Annotated in this window: 16 protein-coding genes and 1 other annotated feature; of the genes, 7 read left to right on the top strand and 9 right to left on the bottom strand. The window is 59.6% G+C overall.

Annotated features, from left to right (window positions below):
• Nucleotides 1-428 precede the first annotated feature (428 nt).
• Nucleotides 429-2,147: a methyl-accepting chemotaxis protein gene (locus tag Q0J75_RS09615; protein ID WP_297200252.1), complete on the top strand. Its 1,719-nt coding sequence runs from the start codon at nt 429-431 to the stop codon at nt 2,145-2,147.
• 181 nt (nt 2,148-2,328) lie between these two features.
• Here the strand turns inward: Q0J75_RS09615 and Q0J75_RS09610 are convergent, their stop codons facing one another.
• Together Q0J75_RS09610 and aroF are read right to left on the bottom strand one after the other, a co-directional pair.
• Nucleotides 2,329-3,189 carry a prephenate dehydrogenase gene (locus Q0J75_RS09610; RefSeq protein ID WP_297200249.1) on the bottom strand — a complete coding sequence of 287 codons (861 nt, stop codon included), beginning with the start codon at nt 3,187-3,189 and terminating at the stop codon, nt 2,329-2,331.
• A 15-nt stretch (nt 3,190-3,204) separates the two neighbouring features.
• On the bottom strand, nt 3,205-4,221 hold the full coding sequence (aroF, locus tag Q0J75_RS09605; protein WP_297200247.1) for a 3-deoxy-7-phosphoheptulonate synthase: 1,017 nt from the start codon (nt 4,219-4,221) through the stop codon (nt 3,205-3,207).
• A gap of 348 nt (nt 4,222-4,569) precedes the next feature.
• Between aroF and Q0J75_RS09600 the strand changes: the two genes are divergently transcribed.
• Together Q0J75_RS09600 and Q0J75_RS09595 are read left to right on the top strand one after the other, a co-directional pair.
• Complete coding sequence (locus Q0J75_RS09600) at nt 4,570-5,016, top strand: RrF2 family transcriptional regulator (RefSeq protein WP_297200244.1); 447 nt, start codon at nt 4,570-4,572, stop codon at nt 5,014-5,016.
• 81 nt (nt 5,017-5,097) lie between these two features.
• Entirely contained in the window at nt 5,098-5,805 is a 708-nt protein-coding gene (locus Q0J75_RS09595) for a helix-turn-helix domain-containing protein (protein ID WP_297200241.1), read from the top strand.
• 40 nt (nt 5,806-5,845) lie between these two features.
• Here the strand turns inward: Q0J75_RS09595 and cysK are convergent, their stop codons facing one another.
• The 7 genes from cysK to rpsF form a co-directional block, all read right to left on the bottom strand.
• The gene (gene cysK / locus Q0J75_RS09590; RefSeq protein WP_297200237.1) at nt 5,846-6,760 is read right to left on the bottom strand and encodes a cysteine synthase A; all 915 of its coding nucleotides are present in this window, start codon (nt 6,758-6,760) and stop codon (nt 5,846-5,848) included.
• Nucleotides 6,761-6,904: 144 nt separating this feature from the next.
• Entirely contained in the window at nt 6,905-7,777 is an 873-nt protein-coding gene (locus tag Q0J75_RS09585) for a MetQ/NlpA family ABC transporter substrate-binding protein (RefSeq protein ID WP_297200234.1), read from the bottom strand.
• A 71-nt stretch (nt 7,778-7,848) separates the two neighbouring features.
• Nucleotides 7,849-8,092 (bottom strand) — a binding site (T-box leader).
• Nucleotides 8,093-8,216: 124 nt separating this feature from the next.
• Complete coding sequence (locus Q0J75_RS09580) at nt 8,217-8,996, bottom strand: methionine ABC transporter permease (RefSeq protein WP_297200230.1); 780 nt, start codon at nt 8,994-8,996, stop codon at nt 8,217-8,219.
• On the bottom strand, nt 8,989-9,993 hold the full coding sequence (locus Q0J75_RS09575; protein WP_297200227.1) for a methionine ABC transporter ATP-binding protein: 1,005 nt from the start codon (nt 9,991-9,993) through the stop codon (nt 8,989-8,991). The genes Q0J75_RS09580 and Q0J75_RS09575 overlap by 8 nt, the downstream gene beginning before the upstream one ends.
• 191 nt (nt 9,994-10,184) lie before the next feature.
• Nucleotides 10,185-10,424: a 30S ribosomal protein S18 gene (gene rpsR, locus Q0J75_RS09570; protein ID WP_007490771.1), complete on the bottom strand. Its 240-nt coding sequence runs from the start codon at nt 10,422-10,424 to the stop codon at nt 10,185-10,187.
• Between the two features lie 77 nt (nt 10,425-10,501).
• Nucleotides 10,502-11,008: a single-stranded DNA-binding protein gene (locus tag Q0J75_RS09565; protein WP_297200223.1), complete on the bottom strand. Its 507-nt coding sequence runs from the start codon at nt 11,006-11,008 to the stop codon at nt 10,502-10,504.
• Nucleotides 11,009-11,023: 15 nt separating this feature from the next.
• Complete coding sequence (gene rpsF / locus Q0J75_RS09560; protein WP_204705615.1) at nt 11,024-11,320, bottom strand: 30S ribosomal protein S6; 297 nt, start codon at nt 11,318-11,320, stop codon at nt 11,024-11,026.
• Nucleotides 11,321-11,538: 218 nt separating this feature from the next.
• Between rpsF and Q0J75_RS09555 the strand changes: the two genes are divergently transcribed.
• From Q0J75_RS09555 to Q0J75_RS09540, 4 genes are read left to right on the top strand one after another with little or no spacing between them, the layout of a single operon-like run.
• Entirely contained in the window at nt 11,539-11,844 is a 306-nt protein-coding gene (locus Q0J75_RS09555; protein ID WP_297200219.1) for an XRE family transcriptional regulator, read from the top strand.
• Nucleotides 11,841-13,094, top strand: a complete 1,254-nt coding sequence (locus tag Q0J75_RS09550; protein WP_297200216.1) for a PBSX family phage terminase large subunit — start codon at nt 11,841-11,843, stop codon at nt 13,092-13,094. Before Q0J75_RS09555 ends, Q0J75_RS09550 begins: the two co-directional genes overlap by 4 nt.
• A 24-nt stretch (nt 13,095-13,118) precedes the next feature.
• Nucleotides 13,119-14,297 carry a phage portal protein gene (locus Q0J75_RS09545; RefSeq protein ID WP_297200212.1) on the top strand — a complete coding sequence of 393 codons (1,179 nt, stop codon included), beginning with the start codon at nt 13,119-13,121 and terminating at the stop codon, nt 14,295-14,297.
• Nucleotides 14,294-15,181: a hypothetical protein gene (locus Q0J75_RS09540; protein WP_297200209.1), complete on the top strand. Its 888-nt coding sequence runs from the start codon at nt 14,294-14,296 to the stop codon at nt 15,179-15,181. The genes Q0J75_RS09545 and Q0J75_RS09540 overlap by 4 nt, the downstream gene beginning before the upstream one ends.
• The last annotated feature ends 19 nt before the right edge of the window (nt 15,182-15,200 follow it).

The raw sequence follows: 15,200 nt of genomic DNA, 5'->3' as shown, positions 1-15,200 counted from the left end.
ATGCCACAGAATAAAAATTATGTGACATTATTATAAATATGCGCAAAATATACTGTAATCCTACTGTTTTTTTGGTAAAATAGCTTGTTTTATGTGAAAATAATTTTAAAAATCAGTTAAGTAAAAGAAGAAACCTGCCGAAGTATAACATGAATGGTTTGCTATCAACTGGCTTCCAATGCCAAAGCCGGAAGATACCATCAGAATGATACTTGGAGGAATGGCATGAGAGAGAAAACCAGGGATTACAAGATCCCAAAGAGACACGTTACGTTCGGTGTGGTACCAAAAGTGCGGCTTTTGACACACGGAGCAAGCCTGATATCGCTCCGGTCCTTGCGGTTCAGAGCAATCTGGGGAGCAAGTATTGACACCCCTTATATTACGGCCCCTTCCGAATCTAGGATAAAATCAGAAAGGTGACCTCTATGAAAAATAAGCCTGTCAAATGGAAGCTGCTTCTCTCCTATGGCATTATCTTTTGCTTTGTACTCATTTTAGGATTATCCTCCATCTCTGTGGTCAACATGATGACCCGGCAGGGAATCAAATATGCCGAACAGATTGTTCCCGCCGTGGAGGAAATCGGTCTGGCCAGGCGGAACATGGTTTCCGTGCGCAGGTATCTGCTTAACGCTATGATCGCCCAGACCCCCGAGGATTATCAGCGCATCTCCGAGAGCATGAATACCGACCGGGATGCGCTGTATGCCTCTCTGGACAATATTGAGACCATTATGCCGCAGTATGCCGAAGAAGTAGAGGCGATCCGTAGCAAACTACAGGGAGTATCGGCCTATAACCAGCAGATTATGGATCTGTCTGTTCACTTTGGTGACCAACAGGCCAAAACCCAGGCCTACAATCTTTATCTTGATAACTATGCGGTGGCCTTTGACGAGGCAGCTGAGCAGATGATCCAGCTGAATGACAGCATCAACCAGACAGCTGCCTCCCAGGAACAGCTGGTCAAGTTTGCCCGTACCCTTTCTATGGCCATTGTGATTACCATTGTGGTATGTGCCTTTGGCGCTGTGGTACTCTTTACGGTGCTGATGCTGCGTTATATTCTGGTTCCGGTGCGCAAGCTGATTGATGGAGCCGACGCCCTGGAGCGGGGCGACTTTTCCCATGCGGTCGTCAGCTATGATTCCAGGGATGAATTCGGGCAGTTGAGCCGAAAGATCACTGAAACCATGGAGCGTATCGTTTTTATTACCAAAGACTTGCAGGATGGCCTTCAGGCTGTATCCGACGGCCACTTTGACATCAGAAGCCACAATGACAGTCTGTACGAGGGGGAATACTGTCAGCTGCGGGATTCCGTCTACCGTGTCATTCAAGTGCTGAGCAACGTGATCGTTCAGATCCGCTCAGCCGCCGACCAAGTGTCGGAGGGCGCCGAGCAGGTAGCCAACGGAGCCCAATCCCTCAGCCAGGGCTCCACCCAACAGGCCTCTACCATCCAAGAATTGGCCGCCACCCTGTCCGATATCTCCAGTCAAGTACAGGAAAACACCCACGCCATCAAGGATGTGGAGGGCAGTGTAAACGAAACGGTAGCCGAGGTCTCCCATAGCACAGAAAAAATGCAGGAGATGTTGGCGTCTATGGAGGACATCGCCAAAAGTTCCGCTGAGATCGAGAAGATCATGAAAAGCATTGAGGATATCGCCTTCCAAACCAATATCCTGGCCCTTAACGCATCGGTGGAGGCTGCCCGGGCGGGCAATGCAGGCAAAGGATTTGCCGTGGTAGCCGATGAGGTGGGGCGGCTGGCCGCCAGCACAGCGGAGGCATCCAAGAGCACCGCATCCCTGATCGTCAACTCTATCCAGCGGGTACAGCACGGAAAGCAGATTGCGGATGAGACTGCTGCCTCCTTGAACCGGGTGTCCGGGATTATCTCCGCCCTGTCCGAGCAGGCCAAAAAGGTATCCCAGAACTCTCTGGCTCAGGAATCGGCCATCCAGCAGACCACCCACGGGGTGGATCAGATTGCCGGTGTGATCCAGACCAACTCGGCCACTGCCCAGCAGTCCGCCGCTGCCAGTCAGCAGCTCTCGGGACAAGCCAATATGCTCAAGGCTCTGACAAATAAATTCCAGATATCCGGAGCTGCTCCGATCCCTGCACCGGAGGGTTGAGCCAATCCATATACAATAAAAAATCACAGCGCATGGTCCCCAGCCATATTACCCCAAACCGCCGGTAATGTGGCTGGGGACCATATTCTCTTTGTATGGCAAGGGCCCTTCCGCCAAAACGGCAGGAGGGCGTACCCCCAAGGGATATCTTTGCTGTCCGGCCTGAAGGTGAGCCTTTTGGTTATTCCAACAGGTCGGGGCCGGGCAGGTCCATCTGCCGTTTGCGTGCGGCGGAGTAGGCCAGCTTGTCCGCCAAGGCTGCCCGGTCGCCGGTGGCAAGCGTCTCCCGGTAGGATTGAAGATTGCCGATGAGCCGGTCCAGCACATCCAGAAGGGCGGGCTGGTTGAGAGAAAACAGCTGGGTCCACAGTCCCACATCCAGAGCGGCTACTCTGGTGCAGCCCCGGAAAGAGGAGCCCTCATAGCCCTTGCAATCAAACAGGGTGGGATCGTCGCACACCGACACGGCAATGATGTGCATCACCTGGCTGGTATAGGCGATGAGAGCGTCGTGGGCCTGGGCGGTGGTGCGGTGGACATCTTTGCAGCCGATATAGGCTGCCAGCCGCTCCAGCAGGGCCAGATGTTCCGGCTTACTGGTAGGACGGGGGACGATAAGGAAATGGGAGCCCTGGAACAGCTCAGCAAAGGCGTGCTCCACACCGGAAAACTCGGTGCCCGCCATGGGGTGGCAGCCGATGAAGTCCACCGTGTCGGGCAGACAGTTAGCGCCCTCCAGAATGGCAGACTTGACGCCGCACACATCCCACACCAGGGCTCCGGGCTTGAAGCGTTTTTGATAGGCCTGTAAAAAATCCAGGATCCCCTGGGGATGAAGCGCCAGAGCCACCACATCCGCCTGAGGGATCACGTCGCCCGCCCGCTCGGTGACCCGGTCGCCGACGCCGTGCTCGCTGGCATAGCGCAGAGTGGGCTGGGACACGTCCACGCCCACGATTTCATAGTCCTCAAACCCCTTCAGAGCCAGGGCCAGAGAGCCGCCAATGAGACCCAGCCCCACAATGACAAGCGTTTTTTTCATAGGAGAGCACTCCTTTTACAGCGTACGGCCCACACAGGGGGCCAGAGTGCGCAGCTTGTCCATGAGACCGGAGAATTGGGCGGGGGTGATGGACTGGGCGCCGTCGCACAGGGCGTGGGGCGGGTCGTTGTGGACCTCGATAATCAGGCCGTCCGCCCCGGCGGCCAGGGCCGCCATGCTCATCCGCTCCACCATCCAGGCCTTACCGCAGGCGTGGGAGGGGTCCACCACCACCGGCAGGTGGGACAGCTGCTTCACCGCCAGCACCGCCGACAGATCCAGAGTATTGCGGGTAAAGGTCTCAAAGGTACGGATACCCCGCTCGCACAGGATGACCTTCTCATTGCCGCCGGCCATAATGTACTCGGCGCTCATCAGCCACTCCTCAATGGTGGAACTGAGGCCCCGCTTCAGCAAAATGGGCTTGGTGGTCTTGCCCAGCTGTTTCAAAAGGTCGAAGTTCTGCATGTTCCGGGCCCCTACCTGGATCACATCCACGCACATCTCGAACATCTCCACATTGTCGGTGGACATGATCTCGGTGACGATAGGAAGGCCCGTGACCGCCTTGGCCTCCTGAAGCAGGCGGATGCCGTCGTTGCCCATGCCCTGAAAGGCGTAGGGAGAGGTACGGGGCTTGAAGGCCCCGCCCCGGAGGGCTGCCGCCCCGGCGGCCTTCACGGCCTGGGCCACCGCTACGATCTGAGCCTCGCTCTCCACCGAGCAGGGCCCCGCAATGACCGCCAGCCCCTCGCCGCCCAACAGCGCGCCGTTTCCCAGATCTACCAGCGTGTTTTCGGGGTGGTACTTCCGGTTGGCCTTTTTGTAGGGCTCGGTGACCCGCATGACCCGATCCACGCCGGGCAGCAGAGACAGCTTCTCCTGGTCGATGCCGTCGGCGTTGCCCTCGGCACCCAAAATGGTGGTCTCGGCGCCTTTGGACACCATGACCTTGACGCCGCCCTCCTCCATCGTATGAATGGCCTTTTCCAATTCCTCAGGGGTGAAACCCCGCTTCATGATGACAACCATAGTTCAAAACTCCTTCCAAAATACAAAAGCTCCGCAGTCGCCCAGAGGCGGCTGCGGAGCTTCCACGATCTGTGTGTGGAATGTGACCCAGTCAGCCGGTTATGGGCAGGCAAAAACACCGCTGAAAAAATAGCAGCGGTAATAGCCGTATCCATAACCGGTACGATTCAGCATGCGGGGCACGCTCCTTTCTCTTCTTTGGACTTTAGCACTTTTTGGTGCGAAAGTCAAGAGAAATATTTTTGCCGCCTGGGCACATTTGGGAGAATAGACCGGGGTATGAAGTTTTTCTTGAAATCCTACCAGTATTGTGGTATTATATCTCAAAAGTCAGGAGGAATGGATGGTATGAAAATTTCTACCAAAGGACGGTATGCCCTGCGGCTGATGCTGGATGTGGCGCTCAACAGCCATGGGACGGCGGTGCCCCTGCGGGACGTAGCCCAGCGGCAGGATATTTCAGATAAATATTTGGAGCAGATCGTGACCCAGCTTTCCCGGGCCGGACTGGTGCGCTCGGTGCGGGGAGCCGGAGGCGGCTATCTCCTGACCCGGGAGCCGGAAGATTACACGGTGGGGGAGATCCTGCGGGTGCTGGAGGGCAATCTTGCCCCGGTGAGCTGCGCCGACGCGGATGATATCTGCCGCTGTGGCCGGGCGGAAAAGTGCGTCACCGTAGAGGTGTGGCGGGAGATCCAGGCCGCGGTATCCGGGGTGGTGGATCACCTGACCCTGGCGGATCTGGTGCGCCGCTATCATGAAAAATGCCCGGAGAATGAGGAGAGCACCGATTAAAGTTACCGGTAAGCCGGTGTCAAAGAATCTTTGCGTGACTTTTTTGCTGGTTGAGCCTAAACTAAGGGCGAGGTGAGAGTCATGCGTGATATTGGGAAAAACATTAAAGGGCTTCGGGAGCGGCGGGGCATGACCCAGGAGGCACTGGCAGAGGCCCTGTTTGTCACCCGGCAGACTGTATCCAACTACGAGACGGGAAAAAGCCGGCCGGACATCGACATGCTGGTCAGAATCGCCCAGGTGCTGGAGACTGACGTGAATCAGGTGCTTTATGGTCTTCCTCCGGAGCAGGACCGGCAGAGGGAGGTCAAGCGGCTGGCGGTGGGCTGCCTGAGCCTGGTGGCCATCTTCCTGTTGATGACTCTTCCTGCGCCGCTGCTGCATGAGATGCTGATGCGCCGCTATGTGGGGGCGGTGCTGGTGAGCGCCCTCTCTTGCCTGCTGGAACCTGCCTTGTGGTTAATATTAGGTTGGTGTGCCCTTCAAGGTCTGTGCTTGCTCCGGGTGATTCGCCCTCTGAAAGCGCGGGCGTGGATGACTTGGGCCCGGCGGGGGGTACTGCTTCTGCTGGCGGTGTATGTGGCGTTATTCCTTCCTCCATTGGTGGTGGGACTGATCCAGGTGATCCAGACCGGTTTGGGCGTGCCCTCTGAGGACCTGATGGAAGTTCCTCAGAGCCCGGCGTATTTATGGCTGATAAATCAAATGCTGCGCTTTGTAGTGCTTACCCCTCAGGGATATGCGCTTATGGGCGGGGCCCTGTGGCTGTTCCACTTTCCAAAACACTGAGATGAAAAAAGGACGCTGCGTGAGCAGCGTCCTTTTTCTCTTATGCGTAGATACCGGTGGAGAGGTAACGCTCGCCGGTATCGGGCAGGACGGCCACGATGGTCTTGCCCTGGAAGTCGGGCCGCTTGGACAGCTCCAGCGCGGCCTGAGCAGCGGCGCCGGAGGAGATGCCCACCAAAATACCCTCGGCACGGGCCAGAGTCTTGGCAGCAGCTATGGCGGCCTGGCTGGGGATAGGGAGCACCTCATCTACCACGCTCCTATCCAGGGTACCGGGTATGAATCCGGCGCCGATGCCCTGGATTTTGTGGGGGCCGGGCTGGCCGCCGGAGAGGACAGGGGACTCGGCGGGCTCCACCGCCACCACCTTGATGTTGGGGTTTTGCTCCTTCAGATAGCGGCCCGCGCCGGTGATGGTACCGCCGGAGCCTACCCCGGCTACCAGCACGTCCACTGTGCCGTCGGTATCCCGCCAGATCTCCGGGCCGGTGGTCTCATAGTGAGCCTGAGCATTGGCAGGGTTATTGAACTGGTCAGGCATCCAGGCGGCGGGGTCCGCCTCCAGCAGCTCCTTTGCCTTGGCGATGGCTCCGCCCATGCCTTTGCTGCCCTCCGTGAGCACCAGCTCGGCGCCCAGAGCGGACAGCAGGGAGCGGCGCTCCTGGCTCATGGTTTCAGGCATGGTGAGCACCACCCGATAGCCCCGCTGGCGGCCGATGTAGGCCAGAGCCACGCCGGTATTGCCGCTGGTGGGCTCCACAATGGTGGCCCCCGGTTTCAGCAGGCCCTGCACCTCAGCGGCCCGGATCATATACAGGCCCGCCCGGTCCTTGGCGGAGGACAGGGGATTGAAGCTCTCCAGCTTGCCTAAAATGCCGCCACTGGGGGCAAAACGCTCCAGACGGAGCAGAGGGGTATTTCCAATCAATTCTGGAATAGAGTGAGCGATTTTCATAGGGATCGACCTCCTGTGGTCATTTCATCAGGATGGTATCAGCATACCATATAAATCCCACAAATTCAATAGGAATTTTGGGAAGGCAGGAAAAAGAACAGGCCCGCCAATTGGCGGGCCTGTTTGCGGGTAATGGGTTTGGGATTAGAACATGGGAACCACAGCACCGGGCCAGTTTTCCTCCATAAAGGCCTTAACCTCGTCGCTCTTCAGGGCCTCTACCAGAGCCTGGATGGCGGGATCATTCTCCCGGCCCTCCTTGACCACCAGCACGTTCACATAGGCCTGGGCGGCCTCGCCGTCGGTGGACTCCACAGCCAGAGCGTCGGCGGCATTCAGACCGGCCTGCAGGGCGTAGTTGCCGTTGATGACGGCCAGGTCCAGGCTGTCCAGGGAACGGGGCAGCTGGGCGGCCTCCAGCTCCTGAATGTCCAGGTTCTTGGGGTTCTCAGCGATATCCAGCTTGGTGGCGGTGAGGCCCACGCCCTCCTTCAGGGTGATAAGCCCCTCCTGCTGGAGCAGCAGCAGAGCCCGGCCCTCATTGGTGGGATCGTTGGGCACGCCGACGACAGCGCCGTCGGGCAGCTCTTCCAGAGAAGCGGTCTTGCCGGCGTAGATGCCGAAGGGCTCATAGTGCAGGTCGGCCACGCTCACCAAGTGGGTGCCGTTTTCCTCGTTAAAGTCGTTCAGGTAGGTGATGTGCTGGAAGTAATTGGCGTCCACCTGGCCGTCCTCGGTGACCATATTGGGCTGGATGTAGTCGGTGAACTCCTCAATCTCCAGGGTGATGCCCTGCTCGGCCAGCACATCCTTGGCCACCTTCAGGATCTCGGCGTGGGGCGTGGGAGAGGCGGCCACCTTGATGACGGTGCCCTCCAGAGAGGCGCTGTTTTCCGCAGAGGGGGTCTGAGAGTTGTTGGCGGGGGTGTTGTTAGAGCCGGTGGTGCCGCCGCCGCAGCCGGCCAGCAGGCCGAAGGACAGAGCGCCGGTCAGGAGCAGAGAGACGAGCTTCTTCATGGTACATTTCTCCTTTTCATGTCTTGAGGTATCACCCAAATCCGAGCACAAAAAAACGCCCTTGAAACAAATTCAAGGACGAGAGCATTCCGCTTCGTGGTACCACCTTGTTTCACCCCTGCCTCACAACAGGGGCCTTATGGAGTACAGCCATACTCCCGCGCGATTACGGGCGCACCCGTCGCAGCCTATACAAAAAAGTAGTCGGTGCGCCGCTCCGAGACCATCTTCACCAAAGCCTTCCGTACCCGTTCCCACCATACCGGGCTCTCTGTGCCGTATCTCAATGGCTACTCTTCTCTTCCTTGCGTTTGAGGGGCGTTATTCAGTTGCCTTTTGGGTTGCACTTAGTTTACAACCACAAGCCGTTACTGTCAAGCGGGCACATTGACCAAAAAAAGTGTCCGGCAAACTACCCAGTTTGCCGGACGTGATAAAGTTACAGAAAGCCAGGGGGAACCCGCTTCTCTGTCTCAATTTTTTGAGCAACCGCCTTGCCCCGGCGCTTTTTGCCGCCCTTGTCGGTAATGCGGTGGTCCAGGCTGACGGCGATCTTGGTGCCGATGGTCTGGAAGACCTGCACCAGAATGACGATGAGCACCACGGCCACGAACATGACGCCGTAATTATACTTGTTATAGCCATAGTTGACAGCGATCTTGCCCAGGCCGCCGCCGCCGATAAAGCCCGCCATGGAGCCGTAGCCTAGTATGGTAATAAGGGCGGTGACAAAGCCCGCCACCAGGCCGGGCTTGCTCTCGGGCAGGATCACCTTCCAGATGATCTGGAAGGGGGTACAGCCCATGGACTGGGCAGCCTCAATGACGCCCTTGTCCACCTCCCGCAGGGAAGTCTCCACCAGCCGGGCCACAAAGGGCGCTGCGGCGGCCACCAGAGGCAGAATCGCGGCGGGGGTGCCGATAGAGGTGCCGATGATGGGCTTGAAGACCGGCAGGAGCATCATCATCAGGATCAGGAAGGGCACCGAGCGCAGGATATTGATGACGATATTGATAAACTTCATCAGCGGACCGGGCAGAGGGCGTACACCGTCCTTTTCCCCGGCCACCAGGATCACGCCCAAAATCAGGCCCAGGGCGCAGGCCAGCACGGTGGCGGCCACGGTGGAGTAGATGGTCTCCCAGATGCCGGTGAGCATCTCCTGCTGCATGGCGGGCTCGGTGAGAGCGGCTATCATTTGTTCCAGAAATTTATTCATGATAGTCGGGCACCTCCTCCACAGTTACATTTGGCTGGGCCTTCAGGTAATTCATGGCCTTGGCGGCGTCGTTTTTATCCTCCGGCAGGCCCAGCAGCATGGAGCCAAAGGCCTTGCCGTTCACGTTGCGGGTATCCGCCCCCAGAATATTGACCTTCACACCGCAGTCAATGGCCAGAGAGGCAATGAGAGGTTCGTAGGAGGAGCCGCCGTTGAAAACCACCCGCACCACGTTGGCCACCGGGAACTGGTCGATACAGGCCCCCTCCGGGAACACCAGCTTGCGGCCAGCCTCGGTCTTGGGATTGGAAAAGACCTCCTCCACCGTGCCAGTCTCCATCATGTGACCGTGGTCCAGAATGGCCACATGGGTACAGATTTCCTCCACCACCGCCATCTCGTGGGTGATGACCACCACAGTAATACCCAGGCGCTGGTTGATGTCCTTGATGAGCCGCAGGATGGAGCGGGTGGTGGTGGGGTCCAGGGCGGAGGTGGCCTCGTCACACAGCAGCATCTTGGGGTTGGAGGCCAGGGCCCGGGCGATGGCGATGCGCTGTTTCTGGCCGCCGGAGAGCTGGGCGGGGTAGGCGTTGGCCTTATCCGGCAGGCCCACGATGTCCAGATATTCCAAAGCCCGCTTTTTGGCCTCCGCCGCCGGTACGCCGGCGATCTCCATGGGGAAACAGATGTTTTTCAGGCAGGTCCGCTGCATGAGCAGGTTGAACTGCTGGAAAATCATGCTGATGGACCGGCGGGTCTGCCGCAGGCGGGCGGGAGATAACGCCATCAGGTTCTCTCCATCAATGAGGACCTCTCCCTGGGTGGGCCGTTCCAGCAGATTGATACAGCGCACCAGAGTGGATTTGCCCGCGCCGCTCATGCCGACGATGCCAAAGATATCCCCGTCCCCGATGGTCAGGTTGATATCCGACAGGGCCTGAAAATCCCCGTCCGCCGTGGGAAAGACCTTGGAGATGTGTTTCAGTTCGATCACAGGTCTGTTCTCCTTCGTCTTTTTTGTAATGGGAACGCCCGGTTTTGACAAAACACCGGGATTTTCGCACAGAGGATATTCTATGCCAACCGGGCCGGACTGTCAAGGCGTTTTGGAATGGGGGCGCCAGGACAAAGCAGGATGGCAGAAAAAAAGCCGGGCCATTGGCCCGGCTTTTCATTTTGACTCCATTAGTCGGTCACGAAGGGCAGCAGCGCGATCTGACGGGCGCGCTTGATGGCCTCGGTGAGCTGACGCTGATGCATAGCGCAGGTGCCGGTGGTGCGGCGGGGCAGGATCTTGCTCCGCTCGGACAGGAACCGACGCAGCTTCACGGCGTCCTTATAGTCGATGTGCTCCACCTTGTCCACACAGAAGGTGCAGACCTTGCGGCGCTTGCGGCCGCGGGGGCGCTCTCTATCCATAGCCATAACTGGAAAACCTCCCTTGTTCCGGGCCAACAGCCCGGCTTGTTGTATGATGCGGCTTGTGCCGCTGATGATTCAAATCAGAAGGGCAGCTCGCCGTCGTCCTCCGTGAGTTCCGCGAACTGGTCGCCGCCGGCAGGGGCGGAATAGCCGCCGCTGGCAGGGGCCGCGGGAGGAGCATATCCGCCGGGCGCGCCGTAGCCGCCCGCGGGAGCGCCATATCCGCCGGAGGGAGGAGCATAGCTGCCGCCGCCCTCGGCGTCCCGCTTGGAGTCGCCAAAATACACGTTCTCGGCCACCACCTCGGCAGAGCGGCGCTTGTTGCCGTCCCGGTCGGTCCAGTCACGCAGCTGGAGCCGGCCCTCCACCACGGCCATGCGGCCCTTGGTGAAAAAGCGGGAGACAAATTCCGCCGTCTGGCGCCAGGCCACGATATCAATGAAATCGGTGGCCTTTTCGCCGGTGGTCCTGTCCTTGAAATCCCGGTCCACAGCCAGAGTGAAGGAGGCGACTGCCGTCCCGGTCTGGGTATGCCGGAGCTCGGGATCACGGGTCAGACGACCCATGAGAATAATGCGGTTGAGCATGAGGTCTCTCCTCTCTTACTCGTCCTTGCAGACGATGAGGGAACGCATCACGCCGTCGGTGATCCGCAGGATACGATCCAGCTCACGGGGGAACTCGGGCTTGGAGCTGAAGGTCATCAGCACATAGTAGCCCTCGTTCAGATCGTTGATGGGATAGGCCAGATGGCGCTTGCCCCACTCGTCGACCTCAGCCAGGGTGCCGTTCTGCTCCACCAGAGTCTTGAACTTCTCCACCATGGCAGCGGTGGCCTCCTCGCCCAGGTTGGGATTGAGGATGTAAACCACCTCGTAGTTACCGCTGAGTTTTGCCATTTCTTTGCACCTCCTTATGGACATATGGCCCCCGCCTGATGCGGGAGCAAGGATGGCTTGTCACAAACAAGCCCTATTATTATATAAGATATTTGGAAAAAGTCAAGGATTTTCTGCGAAATACGCCGCGAAAAAATTTTTTTAAAAAAGTTTTCCGTTGGGTGTACGCAAACATCCAACTTTTGCCCCTGAATCGCCAAGGGTGAGGAGTGAGTGCTGTGGACAAAGAACGGGAGCGGCTGCTGAGACAGATGGAGAAGCTGGCCAAGTGTAGGGTCAACGATGCGGTGAAGCTGGCCTTTCTGGAGGAAGGTCAGCTGGCGGATATTGACGAGCTGGATTTGACCCCCCTCACCGGCTTTAAGCGGAGCGACAAGGGGGGCGTGGAGGTCCAGCTGGTGGACCGGGTGGCGGTACTCAAGCTGCTGGTGGAGCTCTCCGCCGGGCAGGAGGAGCAAAAGGCGGCGGAGTTCTTCCAGGCCTGGGAGCGGAAGGCCGGTGGAACAGAACAGGAGGACCCATGAGATTCCGGGCCTTTTCCCCCAAGCAGAAGCAGGTGCTGACCTGGTGGTGCGACCCGGCGGTGCGCAGCCGGGAGGCACTCATCTGCGATGGGGCGGTGCGCAGCGGCAAGACCATCTGTATGGGGTTGTCCTTTTTCTGCTGGGCCATGCGGACCTTCCAGGGGCAGGCCTTCGGTCTGTGCGGAAAAACAGTCACCGGACTGCGGCGCAACCTGCTGGGTGGGCTGCTGCCGGTGCTGGGGGAGCTGGGGTTTTACTGGGAGGAGAAGGTGTCCAAGAATCTGCTTACCGTCCGCTTCGGCGGGCGTGAGAACACCTTTTACCTCTTCGGCGGCAAGGATGAGGGCAGCGCCGCCCTCATCCAGGGCATCACCCTGGCGGGGGTGCTGCTGGACGAGGTGGCCCTGATGCCCCGGTCCTTTGTGGAACAGGCCTGCGCCCGGTGCTCGGTGGAGGGGAGCCGGATGTGGTTCTCCTGCAACCCGGAGGGGCCGGAGCACTGGTTTTACAAGGAGTGGATCCAAAAGCGGGAGGAGCGCAACGCCCTCTACCTCCATTTCACCATGGCGGACAACCCCGCCCTCTCCCCCGGCGTCATTCGCCGGTATGCCCGCAATTTCAGCGGCACCTTCTACCGGCGATTCGTGCTGGGGGAGTGGGTGGCGGCGGAGGGCCGGGTATACGACTTCTTCGATCAGGACTGGGTACGGCCCTCGCCGGATGGGGAGATGGAGCAGTGGTGTATCTCCTGTGATTACGGTACGGTGAACCCCGCCTCCTTCGGCCTGTGGGGGCTGCGGGATGGGGTGTGGTACCGGGTAAAGGAATTTTACTATGACTCCCGGGCGGAAGGGCGGCAGAAAACCGACGGGGAGTATGCCGACGATCTGGCGGAGCTGGCCGGGGGCAGGCCCATCCGCCGGGTGGTGGTGGACCCATCCGCCGCCAGCTTTATCGAATTGCTGCGCCGGAAGGGCTGGCGGGTGGAAAAGGCGGACAACGACGTATTGGCGGGCATCCGCACCACCGCCGAGCTGCTGCGGCGGGGGAAGCTGGTCATTTGTGAGCCCTGTGTGGACGCGATTCGGGAGTTTTCCCTCTACCGTTGGGATGAGAAGGCGGTGGGGGACCGGGTACAGAAAGTCCACGACCACGCCATGGACGACATCCGGTATTTTGCCGCCACCGTGGCGGCGGGAGAGGAAACGGGATTTTTCGGCGGGCTGTGGGTGGAGCGCGGCCGGTTTTAACAGCAATGGCAAAGGAGTGTGGTTATGGGATTGTTCCACAAGAAAAAGGAGCCGGGCGGCGGCGGACTGGCTGTCCAGATCCGGGAGGGGGGCAGGCACCCCTTCGGCGTGCTGGATGGCTATGTGCCCCTGCGGCACGGAGAGATCGCCCTTTACCGGACCATCCGGGAGGCGGTACCCATTATAGACGCCGCCATCTGGAAGCTGATCCGGCTGTCGGGGGGCGTACAGGTAAAGTGCGGCGACAGCCGGGTGCAGGAGGAGCTGGACTGGTTTCTCCAGCACGTGAACACCGGCCGGGGACAGAGAGGAATCCAGTCCTTTCTGGACTGCTATCTGGACTCCATGCTCACCTGTGGTCGGGCGGTGGGAGAGATTGTGCCCGACCGGCGGAGGCGGGACATTGCCGCCCTGCTGTGCGGCAATGTGGCTGATATTGAGATCAAAGAGGGGGACACCCCCATGGAATTCGCCATCTGGGGCAGGGACACCGGCGGGGTGATGCGGGAGCTGCCCCGGCAGGAGCTGCTGCTCTTCACCCCCTTCCAGCCGGAGACCGACAGCCCCTATGGGGTAAGTATGCTGCGGTCCATGCCCTTCCTCACCGAGATTTTGCTGAAAATCTATCAGGCCATGGGCATGAACTGGGAGCGGATGGGCAACGTCCGTTTCGCCGTGGTGTACAAGCCGGGGGACTCCCCCCTGGACCAGAGCCTGGTCCAGGAGCGCAGCCGCCAGATCGCCCGGGAGTGGTCCGCCGCCATGCAGGCGGGCAAGAATGGCTCGGTGCGGGACTTTGTGGCGGTGGGAGATGTGGATATCAAGGTTATCGGGGCGGACAACCAGGTACTGGACAGCGAGGTGCCGGTGCGTCAGATCCTGGAGCAGCTGGTGGCCCGCACGGGAATTCCCCCCTTCCTGCTGGGCCTGAGCTGGTCCTCCACCGAGCGGATGAGCACCCAGCAGGCCGACATGATGACCAGCGAAATCACCGCCATCCGACGTTCCCTGGAGCCGGTGGTGGAGCGGATCTGTGAGCTGTGGCTCAGGCTCCACGGCTACGAGGACAAAGTGACGGTGGAGTGGGAGGATATGAACCTTCAAGACCTGGTGGAGGAGGCCAGAGCCGAGCTCTACCATCAGCAGGCCAGAACGGTACAGATAGAAAATGAGGCCAGAGAGAAGGGAGAAGAAACGGTATGAACGTAAACAAGCAGGCAGGGGTGGATCAGGCGGCGGTCCTGGACCAGACCGAGCTGGGGCTCATCAACGCCATGAGCCGGAAAAAGCTCACCAGCGAAGAAGTGTACACCTTTGCCGTCCGGTTATGCGACAACGAGGTAGACCGGGACGGGGAACGGTTCCCGGCGGAGACCCTGGAGGAGCTGGCCCCCCTCTTTGTGGGGAAGAGCGGCATCTTTGACCACCAGTGGAGCGCCGCGGGACAGACCGCCCGCATTTACCGCACGGAGCTGGTACGGGAGGCCGGTACCCTGACGGCGGCGGGGGACCCCCTGTGTTACCTGAAGGGGTACGCTTATATGGTGCGCACCGAGGGCAACCGGGACCTGATTGCTGAGATCGAAGGGGGCATCAAAAAGGAGGTGAGCGTGGGCTGCGCGGTGGAGGAGGCCCGGTGCTCCATCTGCGGGGAGAACATCCACGACCGGAGCCGGTGCGCCCACGAAAAGGGCCGGGAGTACGGCGGTAAGCTGTGCTGGGCCGATCTGGTCCACGCCACCGACGCCTACGAGTGGTCCTTTGTGGCGGTACCGGCCCAGAAAAATGCGGGGGTGATGAAGCACATGAAGCAGGATCTGGGACGGCTGGAGCAGGAGGCCGCGCTGGGGCGCAAGTATTTACAGCGGCTGAAGGACGAGGTGGTACGGCTGGGGGGCGTGGCCGGATTTGGCCTGGAACAGGCCACCCTGAAGAATATCGTCCAGCGGCTGGAGGAGCCCGAGCTGGACGCTCTGAAGCGAGCCTTTGAGGCCCAGGTGGACAAGGCCTGGGGAGTGGAGCCCCAGCTGCCGGCCTGGGAGAGCAAGCCCGGACAGGAGAGCCGGGATGGGGCGTTTTTGATCTGAGGGCGGCCGGCGGCAGAGG

The organism is uncultured Flavonifractor sp., from assembly GCF_944385615.1.
Lineage (GTDB): Bacteria > Bacillota > Clostridia > Oscillospirales > Oscillospiraceae > Flavonifractor.
The sequence above is the reverse complement of the archived record's forward strand: the minus strand, read 5'-3'. Positions and strand labels throughout refer to the sequence as shown.